This is a genomic window from Dactylosporangium sp. McL0621 (assembly GCF_049995355.1).
Classification (GTDB): domain Bacteria; phylum Actinomycetota; class Actinomycetes; order Mycobacteriales; family Micromonosporaceae; genus Dactylosporangium.
Map to the genome: position 1 here is coordinate 9978189 of NZ_CP188259.1, position 24293 is coordinate 10002481.

22 protein-coding genes are annotated in these 24293 nt (G+C 70.7%); 10 read left to right on the forward strand and 12 right to left on the reverse strand.

Going from position 1 to position 24293, the window contains the following annotated elements; all coding sequences use genetic code 11:
• Positions 1-899 precede the first annotated feature (899 nt).
• The 3 genes from ACPPVO_RS47260 to ACPPVO_RS47270 all read left to right on the forward strand — a co-directional run bounded on the left by ACPPVO_RS47260 (position 900) and on the right by ACPPVO_RS47270 (position 5958).
• The gene (locus ACPPVO_RS47260; protein WP_426505436.1) at positions 900-5204 is read left to right on the forward strand and encodes a fibronectin type III domain-containing protein; all 4305 of its coding nucleotides are present in this window, start codon (positions 900-902) and stop codon (positions 5202-5204) included.
• On the forward strand, positions 5197-5595 hold the full coding sequence (locus ACPPVO_RS47265; RefSeq protein ID WP_426505438.1) for a hypothetical protein: 399 nt from the start codon (positions 5197-5199) through the stop codon (positions 5593-5595). The genes ACPPVO_RS47260 and ACPPVO_RS47265 overlap by 8 nt, the downstream gene beginning before the upstream one ends.
• 180 nt (positions 5596-5775) lie before the next feature.
• Entirely contained in the window at positions 5776-5958 is a 183-nt protein-coding gene (locus ACPPVO_RS47270) for a universal stress protein (protein WP_426505440.1), read from the forward strand.
• A gap of 521 nt (positions 5959-6479) precedes the next feature.
• Here ACPPVO_RS47270 and ACPPVO_RS47275 read toward each other — a convergent pair.
• The 5 genes from ACPPVO_RS47275 to ACPPVO_RS47295 form a co-directional block, all read right to left on the reverse strand.
• A complete protein-coding gene (locus tag ACPPVO_RS47275; protein ID WP_426505442.1) occupies positions 6480-6860 on the reverse strand; it encodes a DUF2267 domain-containing protein in 381 nt (126 codons plus the stop codon).
• Complete coding sequence (locus ACPPVO_RS47280) at positions 6853-7098, reverse strand: hypothetical protein (protein ID WP_426505444.1); 246 nt, start codon at positions 7096-7098, stop codon at positions 6853-6855. Before ACPPVO_RS47280 ends, ACPPVO_RS47275 begins: the two co-directional genes overlap by 8 nt.
• Before the next feature lie 36 nt (positions 7099-7134).
• Entirely contained in the window at positions 7135-7272 is a 138-nt protein-coding gene (locus tag ACPPVO_RS47285; protein ID WP_426505445.1) for a hypothetical protein, read from the reverse strand.
• A 401-nt stretch (positions 7273-7673) separates the two neighbouring features.
• Positions 7674-8330, reverse strand: a complete 657-nt coding sequence (locus ACPPVO_RS47290) for a response regulator (protein WP_426505446.1) — start codon at positions 8328-8330, stop codon at positions 7674-7676.
• Entirely contained in the window at positions 8318-9601 is a 1284-nt protein-coding gene (locus ACPPVO_RS47295) for a histidine kinase (protein ID WP_426505447.1), read from the reverse strand. The genes ACPPVO_RS47290 and ACPPVO_RS47295 overlap by 13 nt, the downstream gene beginning before the upstream one ends.
• Positions 9602-9787: 186 nt before the next feature.
• Between ACPPVO_RS47295 and ACPPVO_RS47300 the strand changes: the two genes are divergently transcribed.
• Positions 9788-10288 (forward strand): hypothetical protein, encoded by a 501-nt coding sequence (locus ACPPVO_RS47300; RefSeq protein ID WP_426505448.1) that lies wholly within the window; start codon positions 9788-9790, stop codon positions 10286-10288.
• 61 nt (positions 10289-10349) lie between these two features.
• On the forward strand, positions 10350-11033 hold the full coding sequence (locus ACPPVO_RS47305; protein WP_426505449.1) for a class I SAM-dependent methyltransferase: 684 nt from the start codon (positions 10350-10352) through the stop codon (positions 11031-11033).
• A 516-nt stretch (positions 11034-11549) separates the two neighbouring features.
• Here ACPPVO_RS47305 and ACPPVO_RS47310 read toward each other — a convergent pair.
• Positions 11550-12275 carry a TetR family transcriptional regulator gene (locus ACPPVO_RS47310; protein ID WP_426505450.1) on the reverse strand — a complete coding sequence of 242 codons (726 nt, stop codon included), beginning with the start codon at positions 12273-12275 and terminating at the stop codon, positions 11550-11552.
• On the opposite strand from ACPPVO_RS47310, the gene ACPPVO_RS47315 reads away from it, so the two are divergent.
• The 4 genes from ACPPVO_RS47315 to ACPPVO_RS47330 all read left to right on the forward strand — a co-directional run bounded on the left by ACPPVO_RS47315 (position 12201) and on the right by ACPPVO_RS47330 (position 16542).
• A complete protein-coding gene (locus ACPPVO_RS47315) occupies positions 12201-12896 on the forward strand; it encodes an NAD(P)-dependent oxidoreductase (RefSeq protein ID WP_426505451.1) in 696 nt (231 codons plus the stop codon). The two genes, ACPPVO_RS47310 and ACPPVO_RS47315, sit on opposite strands and share 75 nt — an antisense overlap.
• Positions 12893-13300 carry a pyridoxamine 5'-phosphate oxidase family protein gene (locus ACPPVO_RS47320; RefSeq protein WP_426505453.1) on the forward strand — a complete coding sequence of 136 codons (408 nt, stop codon included), beginning with the start codon at positions 12893-12895 and terminating at the stop codon, positions 13298-13300. The genes ACPPVO_RS47315 and ACPPVO_RS47320 overlap by 4 nt, the downstream gene beginning before the upstream one ends.
• Before the next feature lie 11 nt (positions 13301-13311).
• A complete protein-coding gene (locus ACPPVO_RS47325) occupies positions 13312-14169 on the forward strand; it encodes a haloalkane dehalogenase (protein WP_426505455.1) in 858 nt (285 codons plus the stop codon).
• A 342-nt stretch (positions 14170-14511) separates the two neighbouring features.
• Positions 14512-16542 (forward strand): GPP34 family phosphoprotein, encoded by a 2031-nt coding sequence (locus ACPPVO_RS47330; RefSeq protein WP_426505457.1) that lies wholly within the window; start codon positions 14512-14514, stop codon positions 16540-16542.
• A gap of 297 nt (positions 16543-16839) precedes the next feature.
• Here ACPPVO_RS47330 and ACPPVO_RS47335 read toward each other — a convergent pair whose 3' ends face one another.
• The 6 genes from ACPPVO_RS47335 to ACPPVO_RS47360 all read right to left on the reverse strand — a co-directional run bounded on the left by ACPPVO_RS47335 (position 16840) and on the right by ACPPVO_RS47360 (position 22487).
• Positions 16840-17181 carry a hypothetical protein gene (locus tag ACPPVO_RS47335; protein WP_426505459.1) on the reverse strand — a complete coding sequence of 114 codons (342 nt, stop codon included), beginning with the start codon at positions 17179-17181 and terminating at the stop codon, positions 16840-16842.
• 284 nt (positions 17182-17465) lie between these two features.
• Positions 17466-18134, reverse strand: a complete 669-nt coding sequence (locus tag ACPPVO_RS47340; protein ID WP_426505461.1) for a dienelactone hydrolase family protein — start codon at positions 18132-18134, stop codon at positions 17466-17468.
• Between the two features lie 91 nt (positions 18135-18225).
• The gene (locus ACPPVO_RS47345; RefSeq protein WP_426505463.1) at positions 18226-18639 is read right to left on the reverse strand and encodes a hypothetical protein; all 414 of its coding nucleotides are present in this window, start codon (positions 18637-18639) and stop codon (positions 18226-18228) included.
• 314 nt (positions 18640-18953) lie between these two features.
• Positions 18954-19964, reverse strand: a complete 1011-nt coding sequence (locus ACPPVO_RS47350) for a molybdopterin-dependent oxidoreductase (RefSeq protein ID WP_426505464.1) — start codon at positions 19962-19964, stop codon at positions 18954-18956.
• Positions 19965-20354: 390 nt separating this feature from the next.
• Positions 20355-22103, reverse strand: a complete 1749-nt coding sequence (locus tag ACPPVO_RS47355) for an RNA polymerase sigma factor (protein WP_426505466.1) — start codon at positions 22101-22103, stop codon at positions 20355-20357.
• A gap of 30 nt (positions 22104-22133) precedes the next feature.
• Positions 22134-22487, reverse strand: a complete 354-nt coding sequence (locus ACPPVO_RS47360) for a hypothetical protein (protein WP_426505468.1) — start codon at positions 22485-22487, stop codon at positions 22134-22136.
• Between the two features lie 217 nt (positions 22488-22704).
• Between ACPPVO_RS47360 and ACPPVO_RS47365 the strand changes: the two genes are divergently transcribed.
• Positions 22705-24276 carry a leucine-rich repeat protein gene (locus ACPPVO_RS47365; RefSeq protein ID WP_426505470.1) on the forward strand — a complete coding sequence of 524 codons (1572 nt, stop codon included), beginning with the start codon at positions 22705-22707 and terminating at the stop codon, positions 24274-24276.
• Positions 24277-24293 lie beyond the last annotated feature (17 nt).

Here is a 24293-nt window from a genome sequence, read left to right on the forward strand (position 1 = left end):
TAGCTGCCCGAGCCGTCCATCTGCTGCACTCAGACTGAGAGTCGAACTGAGTGACAATCGTGGCGCCTCGTGGCGGACGTCCACGGACGACGAGGGACTGTGCTTGCGTGGCGGGACAGCAAGCCAGCCTAATCATTTGCCCATGATCGATGCCTGGGGGTCAAGGGGTCGTGGGTTCGAATCCCGCTGTCCCGACACGGAAAATGGCTTGAGCTGCAGAAATGGGCTCAAGCCATTAGTGTTTGTGGATGACCTTCACGGACGCCCCCCATAAACCCCACGTTTTGACGCCTCCACCACGAACCACGGTCCTGGACGAGCGCCTTGATCAACACCATCCAACCCGCAATCCACAGGTCGCGGGTTCAAATCCTGTCCCCGCTACGTAGATGAGGCCCTGACCAGCCGCAACGCCGGTCCGTGCCTCATAGTCATCTATGGGTGTTTGAATCCTCCCCCGAAAATCACCCGCAAACGCCCAGATACGATCGGATTCGACGCGTCGCGCCGACGGGTCGTCAGGCTGCCTACGGCTTCCCGGGATCGTGTTTGCCTGCCCGGGAGCGAGCTTTCCACGGTGGTGATCTTGAGTGCGAGCAGCATGGCGACCGCGAAGCGGGGAGGCACGACGGTCCGATACCCGGCCGCGGTCTTCGGCCACTCCTGCCGGAAGCGACCTGGCAGCTCAGCCACTCGCCGACGGGCCGAGGCACCGGCCGCCCGGCCGCCGCGGGCATCTGACCCGACGCGAGGAGGAGCGTCGGTCAGCCGAACGTGTAAAACCGGGACCTGGCACTGTCGTGAATATTGCTCACCGGTCCGGCGTGAATCACAGTGTGGGGACACTGCACCGTCCTCACAGCGTGTGGGGGCTCGCCCTCGTCGGATGAGGAGCAGGCATGCGGTCGTTGTCCCGGAAGCTGGCGATTGGCGCGGTATGCGTGGGGGTGACCGTCGCCGGCGTGACGGCCGGCACGTCCAGCTACGCCGCCGCCACGCCCAGCTTCGTCCAGCAGGCGACGGCGCACGGGCTCGGTAGCACCCGCGCCGTCACGCTGCCGTCCAACACGGTCGCCGGCAACCGCCTCATCGTCGAGGTCGGGGTGTGGAACTCGAAGAGCGCCACGACCAGCACGGTCACCGACGACGCCGGCGACACGTTCATCAAGCTGCTCAGCTACACCGGGGCCGACCACACGGAGATGAGCGTGTGGACCGCCGTCGTGGCGACCGGCGGCACGAGGCCCACCATCACGGCCAAGCCCACGTCGTCGGCCGACGTGGGGGTACTGGCGTTGGAGTACTCGGGACTGTCCACCGTCACCGATGCGACGGTGCTGGACCAGCAGGCCCACGCCGCCGGTACCACCTCGAGTGCGGGCAGCGTCAGCTCGGGGACCACGGGCGCCGCGGGCGCCGACGGTGAGCTGGCGCTCGGGTTCTACGCCGACTCGGGCTTCGGCGCCTCCCTGACCGCCGGCAGCGGGTTCTCCCCGCGGGCCAACCTGTCACCGACCAGCGACATGGAGCTGCTGGCCGAGGACAAGGTGGTGTCGGTCGGCTCGACCGTCTCGGCGACGGTCGGCACCGGCGCCAACACCACCTGGCTGATGGCGGCGCTCGTGCTGCGCTCCGGCAGCGCGCCCACCGCGCCGGCGGCGCCCGGCGGGGTGACCGCCACGGCGGGCGACGGCGTTGCCACGGTCACCTGGAACGCGCCCGCCAACGGCGGCAGCCCGATCACCGGCTACGCCGTCACGCCGTACGTGGGAACGACGGCGCAGGCCACCGCGACCGTCACCGGCAACCCGCCGGCGACGACGGCGACGGTGTCCGGCCTCACCAACGGCACCGCCTACACGTTCACGGTCACCGCCACCAACGCGGTCGGCACCGGGCCCGCCTCGGCGGCCTCCAACGCGGTCACCCCCGGCTCCTCCCCCGGCGGCTCCTGGTCGAGCCTGCAGTCCTGGCCGATCGTCGCGCTGTCCAACACGCTGCTCTACAACGGCAACGTGGTCGCCTGGGACGGCTGGCAGCAGCCGCAGCCGTCGGTCATCTGGAACCCGTCGACGCCGACCTCGTTCACCACCGTCAACGCGCCGACGAGCGTCTTCTGCGACGGCGGGGCCTCCCTGCCCGACGGCCGGCTGCTCGTCGTCGGCGGCTACGGCGGCCTGACCACCGGCCAGCTCGGCCTGGCCGACACGAACATCTTCGACCCGGCCACCAACACCTGGTCGCGCGTCGCCGACATGCATTTCCCGCGCTGGTACCCGACGGTGACCGAGCTGGCCGACGGCCGGTACGTGGCGCTCAGCGGCAACGACACCACGTCGGCCCACTGGGCCGACACGCCCGAGGTGTACGACCCGTCGACCAACACCTGGACCCTGCTGTCCAACGTGTCCACCCCGCAGATCCACGAGACCGAGTACCCGTTCTCCTACCTGCTGCCCAGCGGGAAGATCTTCGCGATCGGGCCGGACGAGGACAACTCGTTCCTGCTCGACGTCAACGCGCAGACCTGGACCCAGACCGGCGGGGCCAGCGGCGTCCACAATGGATCCTCGGTGATGTACCGGCCGGGCAAGGTGCTCTACACCGGCGGCGGCGCCGACGTCAACGCGGCGGGACCGGCGTTCAACACGGCCGCCACCATCGACCTCACCTCGGCCGGCCCGGCCTGGACGGCGGCGGCGCCGATGAGCTCGGCCCGCGTGTACCACACGCTGACGATGCTGGCCGACGGCAAGGTGCTCGCCGTCGGCGGCAACACCGACACCAACCAGGGCATCACCACGACGGGCGTGCTCTCGACCGAGATCTGGGACCCGGCCACGCAGGCGTGGACGACCGGCGCCTCGATGTCGGCGGCCCGCAACTACCACTCGACGGCCCTGCTCATGCCGGACGGCCGGGTGCTCGTCGCGGGCGGCGGTCACCCGTTCGGGCAGAGTGGCGCGGCACAGTACTCGGCGCAGTACTACTCCCCGCCGTACCTGTCCAGCGGAACGCGGCCGACGATCACCTCGGCGTCGGCGGGCGCGTCCTACGGCGGCAACATCACGGTGTCGACCCCCGACGCGGCCAGCATCCGCTCGGTGAACCTCGTCTCGCTGGGCGCCGACACCCACCAGATGGACATGAACCAGCACTTCGTGCCGCTGAGCTTCACCGCCAACGGCTCCACGCTGTCGGTGCAGGCGCCGGCCAGTTCGGCGCTCGCGCCGCCCGGCTACTACATGCTGTTCATCGTCAACGACAAGGGCGTGCCGTCGGTCGCCTCGATGGTGCAGGTGTCCCAGGCGGCGACCGCGCCCGCGGCGCCGACCGGGGTGAGCGCCACGGCCGGCGACGGCTTCGCGACGGTACGGTGGACCGCGCCCCCGAACAGCGGCAGTCCGGTCACCGGATACACCGTCACGCCATACGTCGGCACCACCGCGCAGAGCCCGATGACGGTGACCGGCAACCCGCCGGCCACGAGCGCGACCGTGACCGGGCTGACCAACGGCACCGCGTACACCTTCAAGGTGACGGCGACGAACGCGATCGGGACGTCGCCCGCCTCGGCCGCGTCCAACGCGGTGACGCCGGGCACGGTGAGCTCCCCGACGTTCGTGCAGCAGACCGGCGCCCAGGGCACGGCGGGCACGCAGTCGGTCACCCTGCCGTCGAACCTCGGCCCGGGCAACCGGCTCGTCGTCCAGGTCGGCACGTGGAGCAGCACCGGCGCGACGACCAGCGGGGTGACCGACTCGGCCGGAGACCCCTTCACCGAAGTGGCGCACTGGAAGGCCGCCGACAACACCGAGCTGAGCGTCTGGACCGCGCCGATCACCGACGGGGGTGGGCAGGCGCCGGCCATCACCGCCCGCGCGTCCGGCACCGCCGATGTCGGCGTCGTCGCGATGGAGTACAGCGGACTGTCCACTGTGGCCGATGCCAGCGTGGTCGATGTCGCGGCGACCAACTCGGGCACCACGTCGGGTGCCGCGACGGTACAGTCAGGCGCGACCGCGGCCACCGCGACCGGCAACGAGCTGGCGATCGGCTTCTACGGGGACTCGGGCTTCAACCATCCGCTCACCGCCGGCAGCGGCTGGACCGTGCGCGGCAACGTCTCCCCCAACGGCAACATGGACCTGCTCACCGAGGACCAGGTCGTCGCGGCCGGCGCCAAGCCCAACGCGGCGGTCGGCGCCGGGGCGAGCACGACCTGGCTGCTCGGCACGGTCGTGTTCAAGCCGGGCACGGCCGGACCGCCGACCGCCCCGGCCGCGCCGAGCGGGGTGACCGCAACCGCCGGCAACGCTTCGGCGACCGTGAGCTGGTCGGCACCGGCCAACGGGGGCAGCGCCATCACGTCCTACACGGTGACGCCCTACATCGGCAGCACCGCGCAGACCCCGGTGACGGTGACGGCCCCGACGGCGGCCGTGACCGGGCTGACCAACGGCACCGCGTACACCTTCAAGGTGTCGGCGACGAACGCGGTCGGTACCTCACCCGACTCCGCCGCCTCCACCCCGGTGACCCCGACGAACGTGACCGCGCCGGCCTTCGTCCAGCAGGTGTCGGCCCAGGGCGCCGGCAAGACCAGCCTGGCCGCCACCCTGCCGGCCAACGCGACGACCAACAACCGACTGGTCGTCCAGGTCGGCGTGTGGAGTTCCGGGTCGGCGACGGTCAGCACGGTCACCGACAGCGCCGGTGACGTCTTCACGAAGGTCACCTCGTTCACCGCGTCCGATCACACGCAGGTCAGCGTGTGGACCGCCGTGGTGGCGACCGGTGGCACCAAGCCCACCATCACGGCGAAGGTCAGCGCGTCGGCCGACGTCGGGATCGCGGTGGCCGAGTACTCCGGCCTGTCGACCGCCGCCGGCGCCGGCGCCGTCGACCAGCAGGCGACCGCCACCGGAACCACCACCAGCCAGCAGGTGGTGAAGTCGGCCGCCACCCCGGCCGTCACCGGCGACGGCGAGCTGGCGATCGGGTTCTACGCCGACTCGGGCTTCGGCCGTACGCTGACCGGGGACCCGGGCTACACGACGCGGGTGAACCTGTCCCCGAACGGCAACATGGACATGCTCGTCGAGGACACCGTGGTCGGCACCGGCGGCACCCCGGCGGCCAGCGCGACCACGGGCGCGTCGACGGTCTGGCTGATGGCGACGGTGGTGTTCAAGCATGCCTAGGCTTCCGGCCCGTCTGACCCCGCTGTTGGCCGAGATCCCGGTCCTCGTGGCGGTCGGGGTGCTCGCGGTGGTACTGACGCCGGCCAGCACTCCGGTCGGCCCGCAGCGCGTGACCGCCCGCGTCGCCTCCTGCGACCTGCAGAACGCGGGCTCGGCCAACGTCACCTACACGGTCGTCAACGGCGACCGCGTGGAGCACGCCTACAAGGTGGAGCTCACGGTGGCCGCGGCCGGCAGCCCGCTCGGCTCCGGCGTCGGCCTGGTCAACCGGGTCGCACCCGGCGCCACGGCGACGGGCCGCGCCCTGATCGTCGTGCGCGCCAACCCCCCGGACGCCGCGTGCACGGTGAGCGCGACCGCCCACGACGGCCACGCCGGCCACGGCTCGTAGCCCCGCCGCCTTCCGGCCCCCGCCTCACTTCTTGCGCCGATAAAGGGGGTCGCAGTGCCGACCGGCTGGGTAGAGAGGCCTGGTGGGTGTGGGCCGCCCCCACGCCCGCTTCGTAGGAAACGTGACGAATGCCGCGCCGGTCATCATCGGGTTCGACGGTTCGTTGCCGCCGAGCGGGCATTGCAGGACTCCGCGGCACTGGTCGGCCTGATCCGGCTCGCCTGGGAGCGGCACGGTCTGGGCATCGTGGTCGGCACGCACGGCCATCGCAGAATCAGCGAATTGTTGCTCGGCAGTACTCCCAGCAGCCTGGTCCACAAGGCCGACTGTCCGGTGGTCGTGGTCCGCGCGCAACGACTATGAAAATTGAGAAGAGCGCCAGTCCGCATCGGTATGCCACGGCGACAGGATCAGCTCGTCGAGGACGGTTCGCGGCGCCGGGGCTAGTCGGCGCCGGGACAGGAGCCGACTTGCGGGGCACCAGCCGACCGAGACAGAGGCCGGCCGCCGCGACCGACCCGACCGTCGCGCGGACCCCGAACCGCCCCGGTCAGGCGAACCTCACCAGTTCCCAGACCACCGAGCCGTTGCAGCGGCGGTGCGGGGGAAGCGTTCGCCCTTGGCCAGGGGGATCTATATGCCCGCCGGAGTAGGTTCGCACGTCGTGTCGGAAGACTCGACGAAACGGTAGACGCCCGATGTCGGGGCCTCCCGGCCCCGACGGACCACCCGTCACCACGGCACAAAGGGATCGAGCCCCGCCCCGTCGCGCTCGCGACCAGGGCCGAGGACGACAGACGGATCGTCGGGGACTTCATCGACGTCGCCGTGCAGCGGCTCGTGTGGACCTGAGCGGCGGCGGGGTGACCTGGACGTGACGCTGTTTAGGCCGCCGTCGTGGTCAGCTCACGGTACTCGGCGGGCAGCTGGGACAGCGCGTGCCGCAGGTGCGCGCCGTCGGTCGTCTGGCTGAGCGTGGTCAGCACCGCTCGGACACCGCGTGTGACCTCCTCTTCCTTGAGGCCCGTGCGCCGGCCCAGCTCGCGGACGAAGTCGTCCAGCGGCACCGGATGCGCCCCGCCGTCGTGCCGCCGGGGGAGGTTGCCGGCCAGATCCTCCGGAAGGTTGATCGCGAGCTCGCGGACGTCGCCGCCGCTGAGCTGTTTGCCCAATTCCTCCAGCGTGCCGCGGATCAGGTCCGCGGCCTCTTCCTTGGCCAGACCGGCCTGGTCCGCCACGACCGCGGCGAGTGCCCGCTCATCCATTATCGTCCCTCTCGCTCTCGCTGCAATGCTGATGGCCGGTCCAGAGGCGGACGCTGCCGCCGCCGACCTCCTCGCCGGAGCGGCCGCGGGCCAGCAGCGTGCCGGTCGCGGCGTCGTCGCGGGCCTCGTCGCCGGTCAGGGCGTGGACGGTGACGGTCTGCCCGCCGCTGGAGTCCGGCTCGTCCACGGCCCCGACGCGGATGGTCAGCGCCTCGACGTCGGCGTCGTCGACGTGCACCTTGAACTCGTATCGCGCCTCAGGGTGCCGGCCCGGTTATACGTCGGCGCCGATGATCGTCGAATTGACGTCCATGACGAAGACGGTGCCGCCGTCACCGTGGAAGACGTAGAGGTCGTCGATGTAGAGCCGGCCGTTCTGTCGCGCGAGCGGAGTATCGAGATGATGGGACACGGTTGCACACCCTTCTCCGGACCGGCAGCTCGAACGTAACAAGGGCCACCGGACCTGTTCGGTGAATCGGCGAACAGGCAGGTGCTTCGTCCGGTACGGGTGAGAGCCGCGAACCGGTCGCTCACGTCGGAGCCGCGGACCGTACGGTCGCGCGCCGGATGCCTCGACCGGTGACCTTCGACCCTGGGCATGCCGGCTCGGGCAGGGGAGGCTGCAAGGACTGGCTATATCTGGCCACTGTCATCGACCTGGCCTCATCCGTGGTTCCACCACCGCACCACGAGGCGCCGCGAGGCATGCGAATCCCCACAGCGCGCCGGAGAAACGAGAAAACCGCAGGCGGGGGATCCACCTGCGGTTCTGGCCCCGCGCCGCGGCGCGGGGGCCGGGCGCCTCACGCTTCACACGGTCGGCGACGCGCTCTCCAGGAATCGCAGCACGGCCAGGACCCGCCGGTGATCGCCCTCCGAGGCGGGCAGGTCGAGCTTGGTGAAGATGCTGTTGATGTGCTTGGCCACGGCGCTCTCGCTGACCACGAGCTTCTCCGCGATCCCTGCGTTGGACCGCCCCTCGGCCATCAGCCCGAGCACCTCCCGCTCCCGCCCGGTGAGCCGGTCCAGCGGGGTGTTCTGCCGCCGCACCAGCAGCTGCGCCACCACCTCGGGGTCCAGCGCGGTGCCGCCCGCGGCCACCCGGCGCAGCGACTCCAGGAAGATGTCCACGTCCGCGATCCGGTCCTTGAGCAGGTAGCCGACGCCGGTGGTGCTCGTGGAGAGCAGGTCGGCGGCGTAGCGCTCCTCGACGTACTGGGACAGCACCATGATCGCCACCTCGGGCCACTGCCGCCGCACCACCAGGGCGGCGCGGATCCCCTCGTCGGTGAAGGTCGGCGGCATCCGCACGTCCGCGATCACCAGTTCCGGGCGGTGCCGCTCCACCGCGGCCAGCAGCCCGGCGGCGTCGTCCACCGCGGCGGCCACCTCGAAGCCGGTCGTCTCCAGCAGCTTGGTCAGCCCGGCGCGCAGCAGCACCGAGTCCTCGGCGATCACAGTTCGCACGGAAGCTCCACCCTTATCGTGGTCGGCCCGCCGACCGGGCTGACTATCTCGAACCTGCCGTCCACCGAGGCCGCGCGCTGCGCCAGGCCGGTCAGCCCGGAGCCGCGGGCGGCGTCGGCGCCGCCGATCCCGTCGTCCGCGACGGACAGCCGCAGCAGGGCGCCGTCCAGCCACACGTCCACCCGGGCCGCGGACGCCTGGGCGTGCTTGGCCACGTTGGCCAGGGCCTCCGAGACCATGAAGTACGCCACCGCCTCGACCGTCGGCGGGACCCGCCGGGGCACGTCCACCGCCAACCGCACTGGCACCGGTGAGCGGGCCGCGATGCCGGAGAGCGCCGCGTCCAGGCCGCGGTCCTCGAGGACCACCGGGTGCAGGCCGCGGACGAGGTTGCGCAGCTCGCCCAGGGCCTCCTTGGCCTCCTCGTGCGCCTCGGCCAGTGCGGTCCGGGCGTCCTCGGGCAGGTCCTTCAGGGTCGCCCGGGCCAGGCCCAGGTTCATCGCCAGGGACACCAGCCGCTGCTGGGCGCCGTCGTGCAGGTCGCGCTCGATCCGGCGGCGCTCGGCGTCGGCGGCGTCCACCACCGCGGCCCGGCTCTCGGTCAGGTCGGTCACCCGGCGGGCCAGCCGCTCCGCCCGGCTGGGGCCGAGCAGGTCGGTGGCGAACTTCAGATCCCAGCGCACCGAGGCCATGACCAGCCAGGGCGTGAGGTAGACCACTACCAGGCACACGAGCGCCGTCCAAAGCGCCAGGGACGTCGCCATGGACAGCCACTTCCAGTTCGGGCCGAAGGCGATCGCCGCGCTCAGCCAGCCGAAGCAGATGAGCCCGCCGACCCACATGGTGCCCGCGATCACGCCGACCAGGTTGGCCGCCGGTCCCGCGATCAGGTGGTAGCAGGCCTGCCGCCAGGTGCGCGGGTGGCGCAGCCGCGCACGCATCCGCGGGAGGAACGGCGCGTCCGCGGACGCCGCGTCCCGGGCCGTGTGCGGGGCCCGGGGGATCTGGGCGCCCCGGATCTTGTAGTACGCGGCCCGGCGCAGCGTCGTGAGCTGCGGGCCCAGCAGCACCGCCGCCAGCAGCGGGAGGAAGGCGCAGGCGAGGATCGACGGCAGGTGGATGGGGGCAAAGAAGGCCCACGGCAGCCCGATCAGACCCAGCGGCAGCAGGCTCAGCGCCGAGGAGAGGATCACGAACCACAGGTCGCGCCACGCCCGCCCGCGCCAGGGCGCCAGCAGGAAGCGGCCGATCGGCGCCAGGACGGTGTCCATGGTCTCCACGGTATTCGACCACGTGACCGGCGTTCCATGGCGTTGGCGCCCGCTTCGGCCTGTACCTGGCACCACGCCCGGAACGGAAAGCCACACTACTGATTCGCCGGGCCGCGGCGGCCAGGCTGGTGATCGTGCCCGGCGCACCACCAGACGCCGACGCCGGGCGGAGAGGGGACGACCGCCATGCTCGCCGTCACGGACCGCCTCGACCGCGACCCCGTCCTCGGCCGGATCGGGTCCGAGCCCGGGCCCCGGCCGGGGCGCGGGCGTCCGGACGCCCGCGCCGACCGCCCCGGCGGACGCCGGCCGAGCGCGCTGGGTGCCGCCTTCGTGCTGGCCGGGCTCGCGATGATCCCGTGGGTGTACTACCTCTCGGTCACCCTGCCGGCCAGCGCGCGGGACGCGCACTGGTCGCTCGCCTGGGTCGGCCTGGACGGCTGCGAGGCGCTGGCGCTGTTCGCCACCGGCCGGTTCCTGCTGCGGCGGGACAACCGGTGCGTGCTGACGGCGGTCGGCACCGCGGTGCTGCTGCTCGTGGACGGCTGGTTCGACGTCACCTCGGCGGCGCCCGGCCCGGACCTGGCCTTTGCGATCGTCATGGCGGTCTTCGCCGAGATCCCGATCGCGCTGGTCTGCGCCGTGCTCACCGCGCGCGTCCTGCGCACCCCGTTCCCGCGCGGCTGACCGGCCGCCGCGTATCCGTTCCGTCCGCGCCCTGTCGCGCGTCACCGAGCAGAGAAGACCGATGCCGCTCATCAGCCGTCCCTCGCGCAAGACCGTCCTCGCCGCCACCACCGGAGCCGCCGCCGTCGTTGCGGGTGCATGGTGGTTCAGCGACCGCGCACCGTATCCGTATTCACAGCGTCGCCTGTTGGATCTGGAGCTGCCCTTCCTGGGCCTGTCCGATCTGGACGCGGTGCTCCGTCCGCGGACGGGTGAACGGATGCTGGAACTCGGTCCGGGCACCGGTCTGCAGGCGCTGCACGTCGCGCCGCAACTCGGTCCGGACGGGCGCCTGCACATCGTGGACGTGCAGCAGGAGATGCTCGACCACGTGATGCGCCGGGCGAAGGAGGAGGTGCAAGCGGGTAGGACCGCGGCGGGAGGGAACGCGGCGGCAGCGATCGTGCCGCACTGCTCGGACGCGCGGGAGCTGCCCTTCGACGACGGCGTTTTTGACGCCGTCTACCTGGTGACCGCGCTCGGGGAGATACCGGAGCCAGCCCGGGTGCTCAGCGCGGCGGCGCGGGTGCTGAAGCCGGGCGGGCGGCTGGTGGTCGGCGAATTCTTCGACCGGCATTGGATCCCGTTCGGGCGGCTGCACCGGCTGGCCGACGGGCAGGCGCTGCACCTCGCCGAGCGGCGCGGGCCGAGCCTGGCGTACCTGGCCCGGTTCCGGCCCTGCGGCGCGGCGGCCGCGGCGGTCTGAGCCTCGGAGGGGTCTGTCCAGTCAACGGCTGATCTTGGTTGTTGAACGGTTAGTTGGTGGCTGGGATGAGCAGGCCCTCGAAGGTGATCTGAAAGGCGTCCAGCGGTGCCGGTCGGGTCGAGACTCATCAAGGCCAGGTAGACGCACTTGAGTGCGGCCTGCTCGTTGGGGAAGCGCCTTGATCAGCATCGACCCGACGGCCCGACTACTTCGTAATCGCATGGATTGTCCATCCGCTGTGGACCGATTCGGATTGGGCAGATCAAGACGCGCCGATCGCGGCACACATCCCATGTTCGGTCTCGAGGTGCCCTCAAAGCGGATCATCGTACGGTGGCATCTCGGCGGCGAACGTGCTGTAGGGAGCGCAGCCAGATGTGAAGCCCACAACGAAGAACGGCCTGCCGTCCAGAGCTTGACCTGAACTGGGAGCGTGTGCGGACCGGCGAGGAGGTAACTACAGCGGCATGCCTCACCTTGTCGAACTCGAGCCCGGGAGTAACCCGGCCGGGGACGTCAGCGGTGCCTCGCGCGGGTGTGTAGGGCAGCGCGTAGTGCCGGTCCGAAGATGCGTTGTATCTCGGTTGCGGGCAGCGTGGCGATCGGGCGGATCGGATTGAGGTAGCGGGTGAAGATGAGGCCGCCGATGACGCCGACGGCGGCGGTGGCGCGTTCGGTGGCGCCGGGACCGCCGAGAAATTCAGCAATGCGGACGACCAGCTCACTCTGCAGGTAGTCGCGCAGGGCTCGCATGGTGTCGTCGTCTTGCAGGGCGAGGCGGTTCTCGGCGGGTGTGGTGGCGTCCCACAGGGTCGTTACGGCGGTCAGGAGCCGGTCGGCGAGGCCGGCGTGGTCGCCGTGCAGGGCTCGGTCGAGGGCGTTGGGTTCGAGGCAGAGCAGGTTCAGCGATTGGCCGAACAGGCCCTGTTTGGACCCGAAGTGGTAACTGATCAGCGCTTGGTCGACGCCGGCCGCGGCGGCTACCGCGCGGACGGTGGTGGCTTTGTAGCCGTGCTGGGTGAACAGCACGCGAGCGGCCTCGGCGATCTGGGCTTTGGTGTCGGGGTGGCCGCGCGGGCGACCCCGGGTTTTATTCAGCACGGTTGAATACTGCCCGGCTGTGGCGGCATGGTCAACGCCGACAACCCCACAGCAAGGGAGCACGACATGCGTACCGTCATCTTCGGCGCTACCGGCCCGACCGGTCACCAACTCACCGAGCAGGCCCTGGCCGCTGGACATGAGGTCACCGCGGTCACCCGCCGTCCCGGCGCGATCGCACCGCGGGCCGGTCTGACCGTGGTGACCGCCGACGTGACCGATCCCGACTCCGTCGCCCGGGCGGTCGCCGGCAACGACGCGGTGCTGTCCAGTCTGGGCACCACGCCTTCCCGCAAGCCGATCACGGTGTACTCCCAGGGCAACGCGAACATCCTGGCGGCGATGCATCGGCACGGGGTGAAGCGGCTGATCACCGTCAGTTCCAGCGTGATGGACCCAACCTGGCGGCCGAGCGGCGAGTTCTTCTTCAACAATGTCATGGATCCGCTGGTCAACCGCCGGATGGGCCGTACCGCGCACGATGACATGCGCCGCATGGAAGCACTGGTGCGCGACAGCGACCTGGACTGGACGATCGCCCGGCCGTCCGGACTCTTCGACCACCCGGCAGTCACCGGGTATCAGCTGCGGAAAGATGTCGCGGACGGGTTGTTCACGGCCCGGATCGATCTGGCCGCGAGCATGGTGGCGCAGCTGAGCGACGACCGGTTCGTTCAGCGGGCGATGGCCGTCATCACCACCGAGGTCAGGCCGAGCATCGTGGGTCTGATCTGGCGCGAAGCCGTGGCGAAGAAGAAGTGACGCCGGATCGGACGGCGGCCGCGCCGTCGGCGCGGGCCGCGGCGTTCCTCGCCGGCTCGCATCTGGGCACGCTGACGACGCTGCGACCGGACGGCTCGCCGCACGTCACGGCCGTTCGGTTCACCTGGGATCCGGACGCCGGCCTGGCCCGCGTGCTGACGGTCGCGTCCAGCCGCAAGGTCCGCAACGTGGCACACTCCGGCGCTGGCCGCGTAGCGCTGTGCCAGGTCGCGGGCCTGCGCTGGATCACGCTCGAAGGCACCGCCACCGTCTCGGACGACCCGGCACGGGTCGGCGACGGCGTGCGCGCCTACCTCGGCCGGTACCAATCGCCGCCGCCGGCCCCACCCGACCGCGTCGTGATCGAGATCGCGGTCGACCGCATCCTCAGCCTCAACCTCTGAAAGGTCGCGCCATGCCAACCACCGCCGTTCTCAATTCCAGGATGTTCCACCGCGAACTCGGCACCGGCCTCCCAATGGTGTTCCTGCACGGCAACCCGACCTCCTCGTACCTGTGGCGGGATATCCTGCCGGCTGTCGGCTCCGGCCGGCGGCTCGCGCCGGACCTCATCGGCATGGGGGAATCCGGCAAACCCGACCTCGCGTACACCTTCGACGACCACGCCCGATACCTGGACGCCTGGTTCGACGCGCTCAACCTGGACGACATCGTGCTTGTGGGCCACGACTGGGGTGGTGCGCTCGCGTTCGACTGGGCGGCGCGGCACCCCGGACGGGTGCGCGGCCTCGCATTCCTGGAGACCATCGTGAAACCCATGGCCTGGGAGGAATTCCCCGAGGGCGGCCGCGCCCTGTTCCGGTCGATCAAGACATCCGGCGTCGGTGAGGCCCTGATCCTCGACGACAACGCATTCCTCACCCAAATGCTGCCCTCCAGCGTCGTGCGCGGCCTCCCCACCGAGGATCTCAAGGTGTACCTGGAGCCGTACCCGACGCCGGACAGCCGCCGGCCGCTGCTGCAATGGGCGCGATCCATGCCCCTCGGCGGCGAACCCGCCGACATTGTCGCCCGCATCGAGCGGTACGACACCTGGCTGGCCACCAGCCCGGACGTGCCGAAGCTGCTGCTCGCCTTCCAGCAAGGCCCGGGAGCGATGATGGGACCGCAGCTGGTCGACTGGTGCGCGAAGAACATCGCCGGACTCGAGACCGAACACCTCGGCTTCGCCGGGCACCACGCGCCCGAAGACCATCCGGAGGCGATCGCGGCGGCGGTACGCGGCTGGGCAGATCGCCACAGCCTCCTGTAGCCGCCGCAAGGCCGCGGAACAGAGGACCGCATCACCGCCGTGGCGATGGGCAAGACGGCAAATCTTCCGCCAGGTAGCGCACCCGCGCCGGTGGCCCTCCGCGTGAGTCGCCGTGACCGTTTGAACCGCCAGAAGAATAGATGGCCAACCTCAGCCACTTACGTCGGCAAGACAGGAAGCGTCGGCGTCGCCCGGAGCGTCGCTCGCTGTGACGACCACGGTGCCGGCGCCGCGCGAGTCCAGCGGCAGATCAGTGCATCTGATCGTTGTCAGTAATCCCGCCACGGAGCCGCCGGACACACGCCCGGCCGCGGGCTGGCGCGTTGGTGTCACCCTCACGACATGGGGCGCATGGGACGGTCGATGCTGCCGGTGTTGTTACTCGCTGGGTTCTACGTTCTCGGGTTCGGCCTGGTCGCCGTCCTCGCCTGGCTTGGCGGGTGGCTGTGGCTCGCCTTCTCCGGCCACGGCCCGGCGCACGAGCTGGGGACCCTGGCGGTGGCGACCGCCCTCGGCCTCGTCGTACCGGGGTGGCGGATCCTGCGGGCTCGGCCGGAGCCGCCCCTGGGCGGCCGCGCCGTTGACGAGCACGAGGCGCCGCAGTTGTGGGCGCAGGTGCGGGAACTGGCGGAGCTGGCTGGCACTCGACCGCCGGAGGAGATCCGGCTCGTCGCCGTGGCGAACGCCTATGTATGGGAGGAGGGTCGGCTTCTCGGACTACGGCCCGGGCGGCGGCAGTTGTACCTCGGCGTGCCGCTGCTGTGGGCGCTCACCGTCGACGGGCTGCGCGCCGTGCTCGCCCACGAGCTCGGCCACTACGCCAACGAGCACACCCATTTCGGTGCCGGCTCCTACCGTGGGATGCAGGTCGTCCTGCGCACCATCGGCGCCGTTGGGAAGTCGACGTTGCCCGGCGTCCTGTTCTCCGGCTACGCCCGCCTCTACCTCGTTGCCTCCCTCGCCGTGCGGCGCCAGATGGAGCTCGAGGCCGACGCCGTCGCGGTCCGTGCCGCGGGGCGGGCGGCCGTCGGCGACGCCCTGCGCGACACGATCCGCGCCTCGGCCGCGTGGGAACGCGCCCTCGCCGGCTACGCGCGGCTGGCGCGCACCGACGGCGCCACCCCGCGCGGGGTACTGGACTACTTCGCCGCCCTCCTCGACGAGCGGTCCGCGCCTCCGCCGGGCGAGCCGGACCTGCCCGGCTGGCTCGCCAAGTTCGACTTGCATCCGCCGCTTCAGGAGCGCCTCGCCGCGATTGCCCTGCTGGGCCACGCCGACCGCGGCCCAGCCGTCGATCGCCGCCCCGCCGCCGCGCTCGTGCCCTGGCCGGCCGAACCACTGCGGTCGAGCGACTTCGACGAGCAGGCCGAGCGGGTGGCCCGTTCGGTGGCCGCGATGGATGCGGCGGCGCTCTACGCCGCCGCCCGCCGCCTACCGTGCGTGCTGCGACACGGGCTCGGCAGCGTGCTCGACCTGCTCGGCGAGGGCCGGGCCGGCGAGCTGCAGACCGCACTGGGCGACAACCACCTGACCGAGTTCGTCTTCGTCGCCGCGGCCACGGAGCTCGTCCACGTCGGGGCCCGGTGGCAGCATCGCTGGGGTGAGCCGCTGCGACTCTTGCACGACGACGAGGTCGTCGAGCTGTGGGAGGCCGTCGAGGCGGCGGTCCGCGATGCCGGCCGGGTCGGCTCGCTGCGGAAACTCCTGCTGGCCCGCGGCGTTCCCGAGACGCATGTAGCCGCCTGGTCGCGCCCTGGGCTGTACGCGCTCGACGCCGGAGTGGTGTTCCGCGTGTTGCCCGGCTACGAGCCGTCGACGAAGTCGCTGCTGCTCCCGGACGAGCTTCACATCTTCGCCGTCGATCGATCGGGTGGCTACCGGGTGCCGTCCGACGCGGTGGGCGCCGGACTGGCCGCCGCCGCGCTGGCCGAACTGCGATTGCGTGGCCAGCTCCGAGTCGAGGACGACGGAGACGTGGTCGTCCTTGACCCGGCGCCGACCGGCGACCGTTTCCTTGACAGCGTCCTCAGCCGGCTCACCGCGTCGCCACAGCGCCCCGCGTACCAGTGGTTGCAGTCACTGGGGCCCGACGTGCTGGACACGGTCAAGCGCCGACTCGAAGCCTCGCGCCTGCTCGACACACCGGACACCGCACGGCAGAGTCGGGCCGAGATCCGGCGCGCGATGGACCGCGATCTCGATAGCCGGGCCGCCGCGCTGGCCAACCTGCTGTGGGCGACCGAGCTCGCCGGCCCGGCCTTCGGTTTCGCCGGCCTTCCCGCGCGGCTGTACGTCGGCCACGTCGCGGCCCGCGACCCGTTGGCGATGGCCGTCCGCCACACCCTCAGCTTCACCGTCCCGCTGCCCCACTAGGACCACGAATCCGCCTGCCTGCCCCGCCGCACTCACGGAACCCGCGACCCGGCCCGCGCCCGGGGAACAACCCGGCCCAACCGATCTCGACCACGGCCAATTAAGCCCGGCACGCACTCTCATCGGCAGAGTCGGAAGCATCGAACTCGTGAGACGCGCTCCGGATGGTGACGTCACCGCTGCCGGCGCCAGCGCCCGCAGCGGCAGGTGTGTGCGTTCCGGCCAACCTGATGATCGGCTGTGCGTTCGATCAACTGCCCGTGGCATAGTCCCTGTGCAACGCCGGGTCGCGCGACCTTACCGCTGGGTCCGCAGCCCAAGAGCGCTGTGCAGTAGAGCACCCGCCGGCACGTTCGTGGGGCCGGACGCCTCCCTCACAAGCGCAACCAGTTCGGCGCGCAGGTCAGCCGCCGGCTCGCCCAGCACGATTGCGCTCAGGACGAGTTCGAGCATCACCCGGTCGCGCCGATCAGAGCGGCGCCGATGGCGAGCGGGTTCTGACTCCACCGCAGCCATGCGGATCCGCCACCCACCGTCATCTACCGCTGCGAACGACGCCTCGTAGATCCCATTGCCAGTCCAGCTGCGATGCAGGAACGCCGTCTGGCCCTCAACGAACACGTCCCATTTCTCGTCCATGTCCCGCGCCGCGTAACCCAGCTTGATTCGCGCCCCCACTCGTCGTCACGCCAAACCCGGGCAGGCAGCTCGGCCATTGGCATCCGGGCAACCATCGGAACTACACGGTTCAGCGAGCTTCGAGACACACCAGCGGGATCGACCACCGACAGATCCTACGAGCCCGGCCACCTTCGTGACCTCCCCTGCCGGTCACCGGCTGAGGCGCTTCCGGCGGCCCAACGCCCGAACGGCGGCAGATCCGGACGCCCGGCGGGGGGCCAGCGGACCTGAACGCCTGAGCCTTAGCGGATCAGATGCCGCAGGATGAAGTCGCGCCAGGCCGCGATCGCGGCCGGCGTTGTTGTGGTGTGCGGTCCTGGGTACGCGACGAGTTCCTTGTTGCACGACCTGAACAGGTCGAACAACGCCAACTGTCCCTGCCTGGGGAAGACCTCGTCGTGCCATTGCACGTGAAACAGCACTGGAACGGTGATGCGTTGCGCGTCGCTGGTGACCCGTTCGGTCGTCGCCATCACCGGATTCATGGTTGGGCCCTGCTCGAGGCCGAACTTGCCGAACACGGCACAGCGGACCCGCTCGCCGAGGGCCGCGACGGCCGGCAGGCCGAATCGGGTGCCCATCGACATGCCGAGGAAGGCAAGGCGGCCGGCGTCAATCAAACCGGTCTCCGCGATACCGTCGACGGCCCTTCGCCAGTCGATCGTCATTCGGTCGAGGACCGTACCGATCCCCGTCGCGGCGATGCGAGCCTGATACTCCGCGGTCGGCAGCGGTGCGGGCACGCGATCGCCGTGGTACGGCCCATCAATCGCAACGGCGGCGAGTCCGGCACACGAGGCGAACCACCGGCCCAAGGCAACGATCCGTGGGCTGCGCTTATGTCCGCCGCCACCGTGGCCCAACAGGATCAAGGGCGGTGCAACAGAATAGGCGGCCGGCAGCCACAGCACCCCCGGGACGCCTCCGGCCGACCCTCGAACGCGGAACGACCGCTCAACCACCGCTGCAGGCATACCCTTATACAACCAACCGCCGCGGGCACTACGCACCACGCAGGTGAGGGCAGGACCCTCCACCGAACGCTATGCGCTGGCCCCATGGCGCGGTGACCTGGACACCCTCGCCCGCGAAGATCTCCAGCTCTGCGACGAACCCGCCGAGGATGTGCAGTACGACGCTAACGTCGTCGCCGGATGCCGATATGGCGAAGTAGTCGTCGCGTCCGGTGGCGCTCAGCCGCGCAACCAGGGTCGCGGGGACCGGCGGCCCATCGCTGCGTAAGCCCACCGATGCGCAGCTACACCGGCAGGTGGAGACGACGCGCACCGTCGTGACCTGCTCGCCGAGGTCGGCGACATCAGCGAACTCCACCAGGCGAATCACCAAGGCATGCTCCGCCTCGGTGAGCGACCTTGGCTGCGGCAGCTCGACGAGTGCTGGGCCCGACTCCATCACCACAGCACGGTAGCGCCAGGTCGGTCATGGGCAGCACCGATATTTCAGCCGACGGTGGCCGGTCAACGCTCGATCAGCGGCATGTGCGGAAACGTGATCAACGCGCTCCGGCGAGCACCGAGAGCAGATGCGCTCACCGATCAGTCGTGGCTGCACCTGCTGTCGCTGCGGCAGGGGCACCGGTGCGGTCGGACGTGAACTGCGCTGCGTCGTGGCTCATCCGGTGGTGACGCAGTCCAACCGGGCGGTCGCCGATCGGCGAGCCGAACCGATCGGCGAACGGTTGGCGAGTCGGCTATGTCCGGGCGGCCGGCTCAGGTGAGTGGGAACACCGGCTGGGCCCAGGGCGGTCGCGCTGACGGCTGGATGGACGTGACCCATTTGACCCACCAGAAGCCGCGGCGGCCGGGTGCGACGATGCGGGCAGGGAAGCCGTGGCCGTATGACAATGGCCGGTCGGCCACGGCGGTTACCAGCCAGACGTTGGTGAGCGTGGCGGCGCCGAACCAGCGGCTGTAGCCGGTTGCTGAGCGGGCCTCGACGGTGCGCCAGCCGTTGCGGGGTACTCCCGCCGCGGCGAGCAGGACGCTGAGCCGCACGCCGTCCCATTGCTGTTCGGTGTACCAGCCGCTGGTGCAGTCGAGCACGGCGGTGAACCGCTCGTGCGGAAGGTCGTGCAGGGCGGTGAGGTCGAATGTGGTCGGGCCGACTCGCAGCGTCCACTGTGCTGGGTCGATGTGCTGGATACTGTCGTCGAGCCAGGATGTCACGAGCAGGTCCGGCTTGGGCACGGACCCGGTGAACCGCCGGCCGTCGCCGGGTCCTCTGTCCCAGAGTGTGGTGGCGGCTGCGGCCCCCGCCGCCAGGGCGGCGAGCCGGAGCATTGCCCGGCGGTCGACGTCTGCGCGGCGTGGCCGCACGACGTGCGTGCCGAAGTGGGCGGCGAGGACGGCGAGCGCGGTCACTGCGGCACCGACGTGGATCTGCATGAGTGTCAACGGGCCGACGTCTTCGAGGTGGCCGGTCGAGTGGATCAGCCCGCTGGCGATGGTGGTGAGGACGAGCAACGCGAGTGTGATCGACAGCCATTTCACGGCTGGGCGCCGCCCGGGTCGCCGCAGACCGCGGCGGATCACGACGTACTTCCACGGTGCCAGCAGCAGGATGGCCAGAGCGCCTGCGGCGTGCAGCTGGATGAGGTCGAGCGGCCAGTCAACGCCGACGGTGTTGGCGCTGAGGCCGGTCACGACCCCGGTCAGCAGCAGCAGTCCCAGCGCGAGGTCGACCCGCCGGCCACCCTGTCTGGTCCGGAGCCGTACGCCCATGCGATGACGCTAACGCGAACAGAAGACCATGCGAGGCCACAACACCACCTGCTCGGCCGCCGAGGTGCGCGTACCGTCCCGCGCGCGCCGGTCAGCCGCCTATGCTACCCACCAATTTGTGCGGCTACCGTCCGTCACTTCTTCAGACGAGTCCCACGCGGACCTCGCGGCAGATGAGCGGGCGTCGGCTCTGTTGGCTGGGGAGCCCCACCTTGCGGCCATAGCGAGAATACGGGCGGTCACCGCGTCCCGGCGGGCCGGAACGCGAAGAACGTTGCGGACACTGGAAATCCGCGCGACCTAGTCGCCGGGGAGGTCGAGGATCTGGGCTCCAGCCGTCCGGCCGGCTGACCGCTCGCCGGCCCGGATAACGTCGAGTTCGCCGGAGTCTCAACGCTGGCGAACCTCGCTGACCTGCGGGACCTTCGCCGGGTCGGCGGGTGTCTCCCGCGTCAGGTACTGCGGGACCGGGGCGCTGTCGGTGCCGGTGTCGCGCGTGAACCCGTACCGGATGGGGCCTTTCTCGGGCGGGGTGGTGATGTCGTCGGTGATCCGCTGCCAGGTCGACACGGTCGGGAACAGGTTGTAGTCCGCGCCGCGCTCGTTCTGCCGGAGCGTGACCTCGCCGTCGAGGTAGAAGTGCTCCTTCACCCACATCTGCTGGGCGCCGGCGGGCAGCACGATCACGCCCTGCCCCGGGTTGCCCATGAACGTGTGATCGGTGGGCTGGCCGGGCTGCACGTCGTCCATCCGGCGGCCTCCGCCCGAAGCGACGTGGAACAGTCGGCCGGACAGACCCGTCCAGGACGGCATGACCAGGCCGCCGGCGCGTGCGGTGAAGACCATCTGGTACGTCACCGTGAAGTAGCCCTGCCCACGCAGCGTCACGAAGTCGCCGCGGTGCACCATCGGATGGTCGTTGCCGCCCGTCTTGGCCGGGTCCTGGCTGGCCACCACGGCCAGGGTGCCCTCCGGCCGCTTCGGCAACGGCGCCGGGGGCCGGGTCTTGGGCGGCGCCGGCTCGACGGCGTCGACCGTGCTCCCATATGCGGCGGCGGCCGCGGTACGGGAGGAGGCCGGGCTCCCGGAAGCCGCCGGGCTCGGCCCGGCACTCGCCGGCGGCGGGGCCGCGGCCGGCAGCGAGGCGGCGGCGGCCGGGGCGGCCGGCTCCCCTCGGTTGAGGTAGCCGATGCCGGCGCCGCCGGCCGCGACCGTCACGCCGGCCACCGCCGCGACGACGGCCTTGGCCAGCGCGGACTGGCCGAACCAGGACGCGCCCTGCGCGGCGCCACCAGTGGTGGTGGCCGCCGTGAGCGCGGTGGTGCCGGCGCCGCCCAGCAGCGTGTCGGCGGCCAGGGCGGCGGGCAGCATGACCGGTACGGGCACCAGCGCGAGGTTCGCCAGCAGCCGCTCGGGCGGGATCAGCCCGGCCCACGCCCGGTGACAATCCAGGCAGTTCCGGGTGTGCCGGGCGATGCGCTTGCGCCATAACGGGCTGGGCTGCCCGTCCCAGCCCATCGTGAGCAGCATCAGCTCCGGGCAGCCCGGCTGCGCCCGCAACGCGCCGACCACCGAACGCGCGGTCTCCAGCTGGGCGCGCATGCGTTGGACCCGGACCGCGACGTGCGCGGCGGGCAGGTCGAGCGCCTCGACGAGTTCGCCGCGGTCGATCTCGCCGGCGGCCTCCAGCCACCACAGCGACAGCAGCTGCCGGTCGTCGGCGTCCAGCCACCGGGTGGCCTCCACGATCTGCCGGCGTTGCCCGGACAGGCTGAGGCGCAGGATCGTCAGGTCGGCGAAGTCCGAGCCCGGGTCGGCCACGCCGTCGAACTCGGCGGCGGCGCCCCGCTCGGTCGCGGCCCGCCGCTCGGCGAGCCGGTTGCGGACCTGTCGTATCGCGATCGTGAAGAGCCACGAGCGGAACTTCGCCGGCTCGCGCAGGCGCGGCAGGCTGCGGATCATCCGGACCATGGTGTCCTGCACGACGTCGTCGACGTCGGCGTGGCCGGCCAGCGCCCGCCCGACCACGTTGTAGAGCAGTGGCAGGTACGCGGCGATCAGCTCGTCGAGGGCGCGCCGGTCGCCGCCCTGCGCGGCGACGACCACGGACGTCATGTCCATCCCGTCCCGGACGAGCATCACGTCATGTTAGCGCTCACAATACCCACGTCAACATCGGGCGGCGAACCATCCACGAGCCACCGCGTCAGTGCTGCCCGGCTGTGTGGGCCGGGCCGACACCAGTGTGGTCGTACGCCGACGGAGGTCACGCACGTACACCAGGGAATTCGAGGCGCTGCCGACGCCTGGAACCAGGTTGGTAGAGCTGGACGAGAACGCGATCGTTCGACCGTCGTCAGAGATGGCCGCAGGAGAGTGCCAGCCCTGCAGTACGCCGTTGTCCGCCTGGCTGCCGGCCGCGGCGACAGATACCCGGCTGGTCACGCCGGTCCCCACGTCGTACAGGAACACGTCAGCAGAGTTATTGGTGTCGCCGGCGACCAGGAGCTCGCTGCCGGTCAATGTCGTTGTCTGGCATCGCAAGCGTTGCGGGAGCGGCGGATGCGGGCGCGGAGGTCGTCAGAGTGCGGGGGCTGAAGTTTCTGTTATGTCGCAGACGATCTCACGGTCTCCCGGACATGCAACGAACACCACCTTCTGTACCCGGGCCGCCAGCGTGCCCCGACATCGTGATGTTGCCGACGTCTGCCGTGCGCTCGAGGGGCGAGGTGTACGCCCAGTGAGCGACGCGACGGACACGCCGCGCCGCGAACGGTCCGCTGCAGTGTCAGGAGGAGTGATGCGGAGCAACTGGCGTTCGTCGGCGGCGCGCCGCCATTGGGCTTGGGTCGCACGGCATGTTGCACTGATCGTCGTCGTGATCGCCGGCGCCGGCGCCGTCCTGACCTTCGCCGTGTTCCGTATGGCCGATGCTCCCGGCCGGCCTCGGCCGATCGGCACTGCGGCACGAGCTGTACCGCCGGTGGGAACGATCCCTGGCGACACGGCGTCGGCGACGCCGTCCACCAGCGCGTCGGCCTCGGCGCCGGCGTCCGCGTCGACGATTCCTCCGGCGGGTCCGGGCGTGGACCCGGGCGTCGACCCGGTTTTCACCAACGATCCGGACCTGAAGCGCTCGGGCGGCTACCAGTCCCGCACGACGAAGCCGGGCGACCACGTGCTGCCGGACGGGACGGTCACCGTTCAGTACGACGTCTCGAATGCGGGTTCGGTGCCGTTGCAGAGTGTGCTGACAAAAGTACGAGACGCCTTGTCCCGGGCCAGCGGACTCGCGGTGTACCTGGCCGGTGGTACCGCCCTGAACGACGTGGATCTGACGACACTGCAGACGTTGCACAAGCCAGTGGGCAACGGCGGACTCGGACTGACCAACCTGAACCGGTTGTACGTATACAACCTGCGTTCGTTGCAGGGCGGCCGGGAGTGCACGCCCACCTCGGGACTGGGCTGCGCCGGGCAGACCGCGCGGGGCGGCACGTACCCGTACTTGTGGTTCAACGGCTGGTGGGACACCTGGGTGCGGCACCTCGTCCTCGACGACCTCGAAGACGTCAAACCCGGTACGTTCAGCAACCACAGCTTCGCCAGTGTCAGTCTGGGCTCGGCCCGCACGATCGGCGCAATGGCGTTCGGGCATGCACCCTACGCGCGGCTCGCTTTCGTGTACCTACCGAACGTCACGTCGATCGGCCGGGACGCGTTCCGGCGCAACCAGTACCTGGTGAAGGTCAACCTGCCGCGGGCGGTGACTGTCGAGGACTACGCATTCGACGACACCTCACGCTTGGAGTACTTCGCCGCGCCGGCCCTGGAGTCGATCGGCCGCAACGCGCTCAACGACACCCACGCTCTGCGCGCGGTGCACCTGCCGAACCTGCGGTACATGGGAATCAACTGCTTCGACCTCAACGGCGACGCGGCCCAGGGAACGGGCGTGCAGGTCCTGCGGCTGCCCAAGCTCGAGACGCTGGACAAGAACGCGATCACCGGCTTCCGGTCCCTGCGCCACGTCTGGGCGCCCGCGCTCACCACGGTGATGCACGACGCGATCACCAACAACGGACAGCTACAGACCGTGTACGCCCCGGCGGTACGCAGGCTGGGGCCGCGGGTGTTCGCCGGCAGCAGTGCCCTGCGCGCGGTGTACCTCGGGCCGCAGCCCCCGGTCCAGGATCCGGCGGCGTTCGCTGGCACCGACGCGCAGAAGCTGACGCTCTACCACCCGCAAGGCGACGGCTGGTCAGGCTTTCGCCCGGCGGGCAACCCAGCGCTGCGCGTGGCCGTTCAGTAACACCGTGTCTCATTCGG

Excerpts from the sequence above, each read along its gene's own strand:
- ACPPVO_RS47325 (WP_426505455.1), top strand. The coding sequence starts at position 13,312 with ATGCCAACCACCGCCGTTCTCAATTCCAGGATGTTCCACCGCGAACTC.
- ACPPVO_RS47350 (WP_426505464.1), bottom strand. The coding sequence starts at position 19,964 with ATGGGCGTACGGCTCCGGACCAGACAGGGTGGCCGGCGGGTCGACCTC.
- ACPPVO_RS47300 (WP_426505448.1), top strand. The coding sequence starts at position 9,788 with ATGCTCGCCGTCACGGACCGCCTCGACCGCGACCCCGTCCTCGGCCGG.
- ACPPVO_RS47305 (WP_426505449.1), top strand. The coding sequence starts at position 10,350 with ATGCCGCTCATCAGCCGTCCCTCGCGCAAGACCGTCCTCGCCGCCACC.
- ACPPVO_RS47265 (WP_426505438.1), top strand. The coding sequence starts at position 5,197 with ATGCCTAGGCTTCCGGCCCGTCTGACCCCGCTGTTGGCCGAGATCCCG.
- ACPPVO_RS47275 (WP_426505442.1), bottom strand. The coding sequence starts at position 6,860 with ATGGATGAGCGGGCACTCGCCGCGGTCGTGGCGGACCAGGCCGGTCTG.
- ACPPVO_RS47310 (WP_426505450.1), bottom strand. The coding sequence starts at position 12,275 with ATGTCCAGCGGCCAGGGCCTGCTCGGTGAGTTGGTGACCGGTCGGGCC.
- ACPPVO_RS47330 (WP_426505457.1), top strand. The coding sequence starts at position 14,512 with ATGGGGCGCATGGGACGGTCGATGCTGCCGGTGTTGTTACTCGCTGGG.
- ACPPVO_RS47335 (WP_426505459.1), bottom strand. The coding sequence starts at position 17,181 with ATGGACGAGAAATGGGACGTGTTCGTTGAGGGCCAGACGGCGTTCCTG.
- ACPPVO_RS47260 (WP_426505436.1), top strand. The coding sequence starts at position 900 with ATGCGGTCGTTGTCCCGGAAGCTGGCGATTGGCGCGGTATGCGTGGGG.
- ACPPVO_RS47355 (WP_426505466.1), bottom strand. The coding sequence starts at position 22,103 with ATGCTCGTCCGGGACGGGATGGACATGACGTCCGTGGTCGTCGCCGCG.
- ACPPVO_RS47295 (WP_426505447.1), bottom strand. The coding sequence starts at position 9,601 with ATGGACACCGTCCTGGCGCCGATCGGCCGCTTCCTGCTGGCGCCCTGG.
- ACPPVO_RS47315 (WP_426505451.1), top strand. The coding sequence starts at position 12,201 with ATGCGTACCGTCATCTTCGGCGCTACCGGCCCGACCGGTCACCAACTC.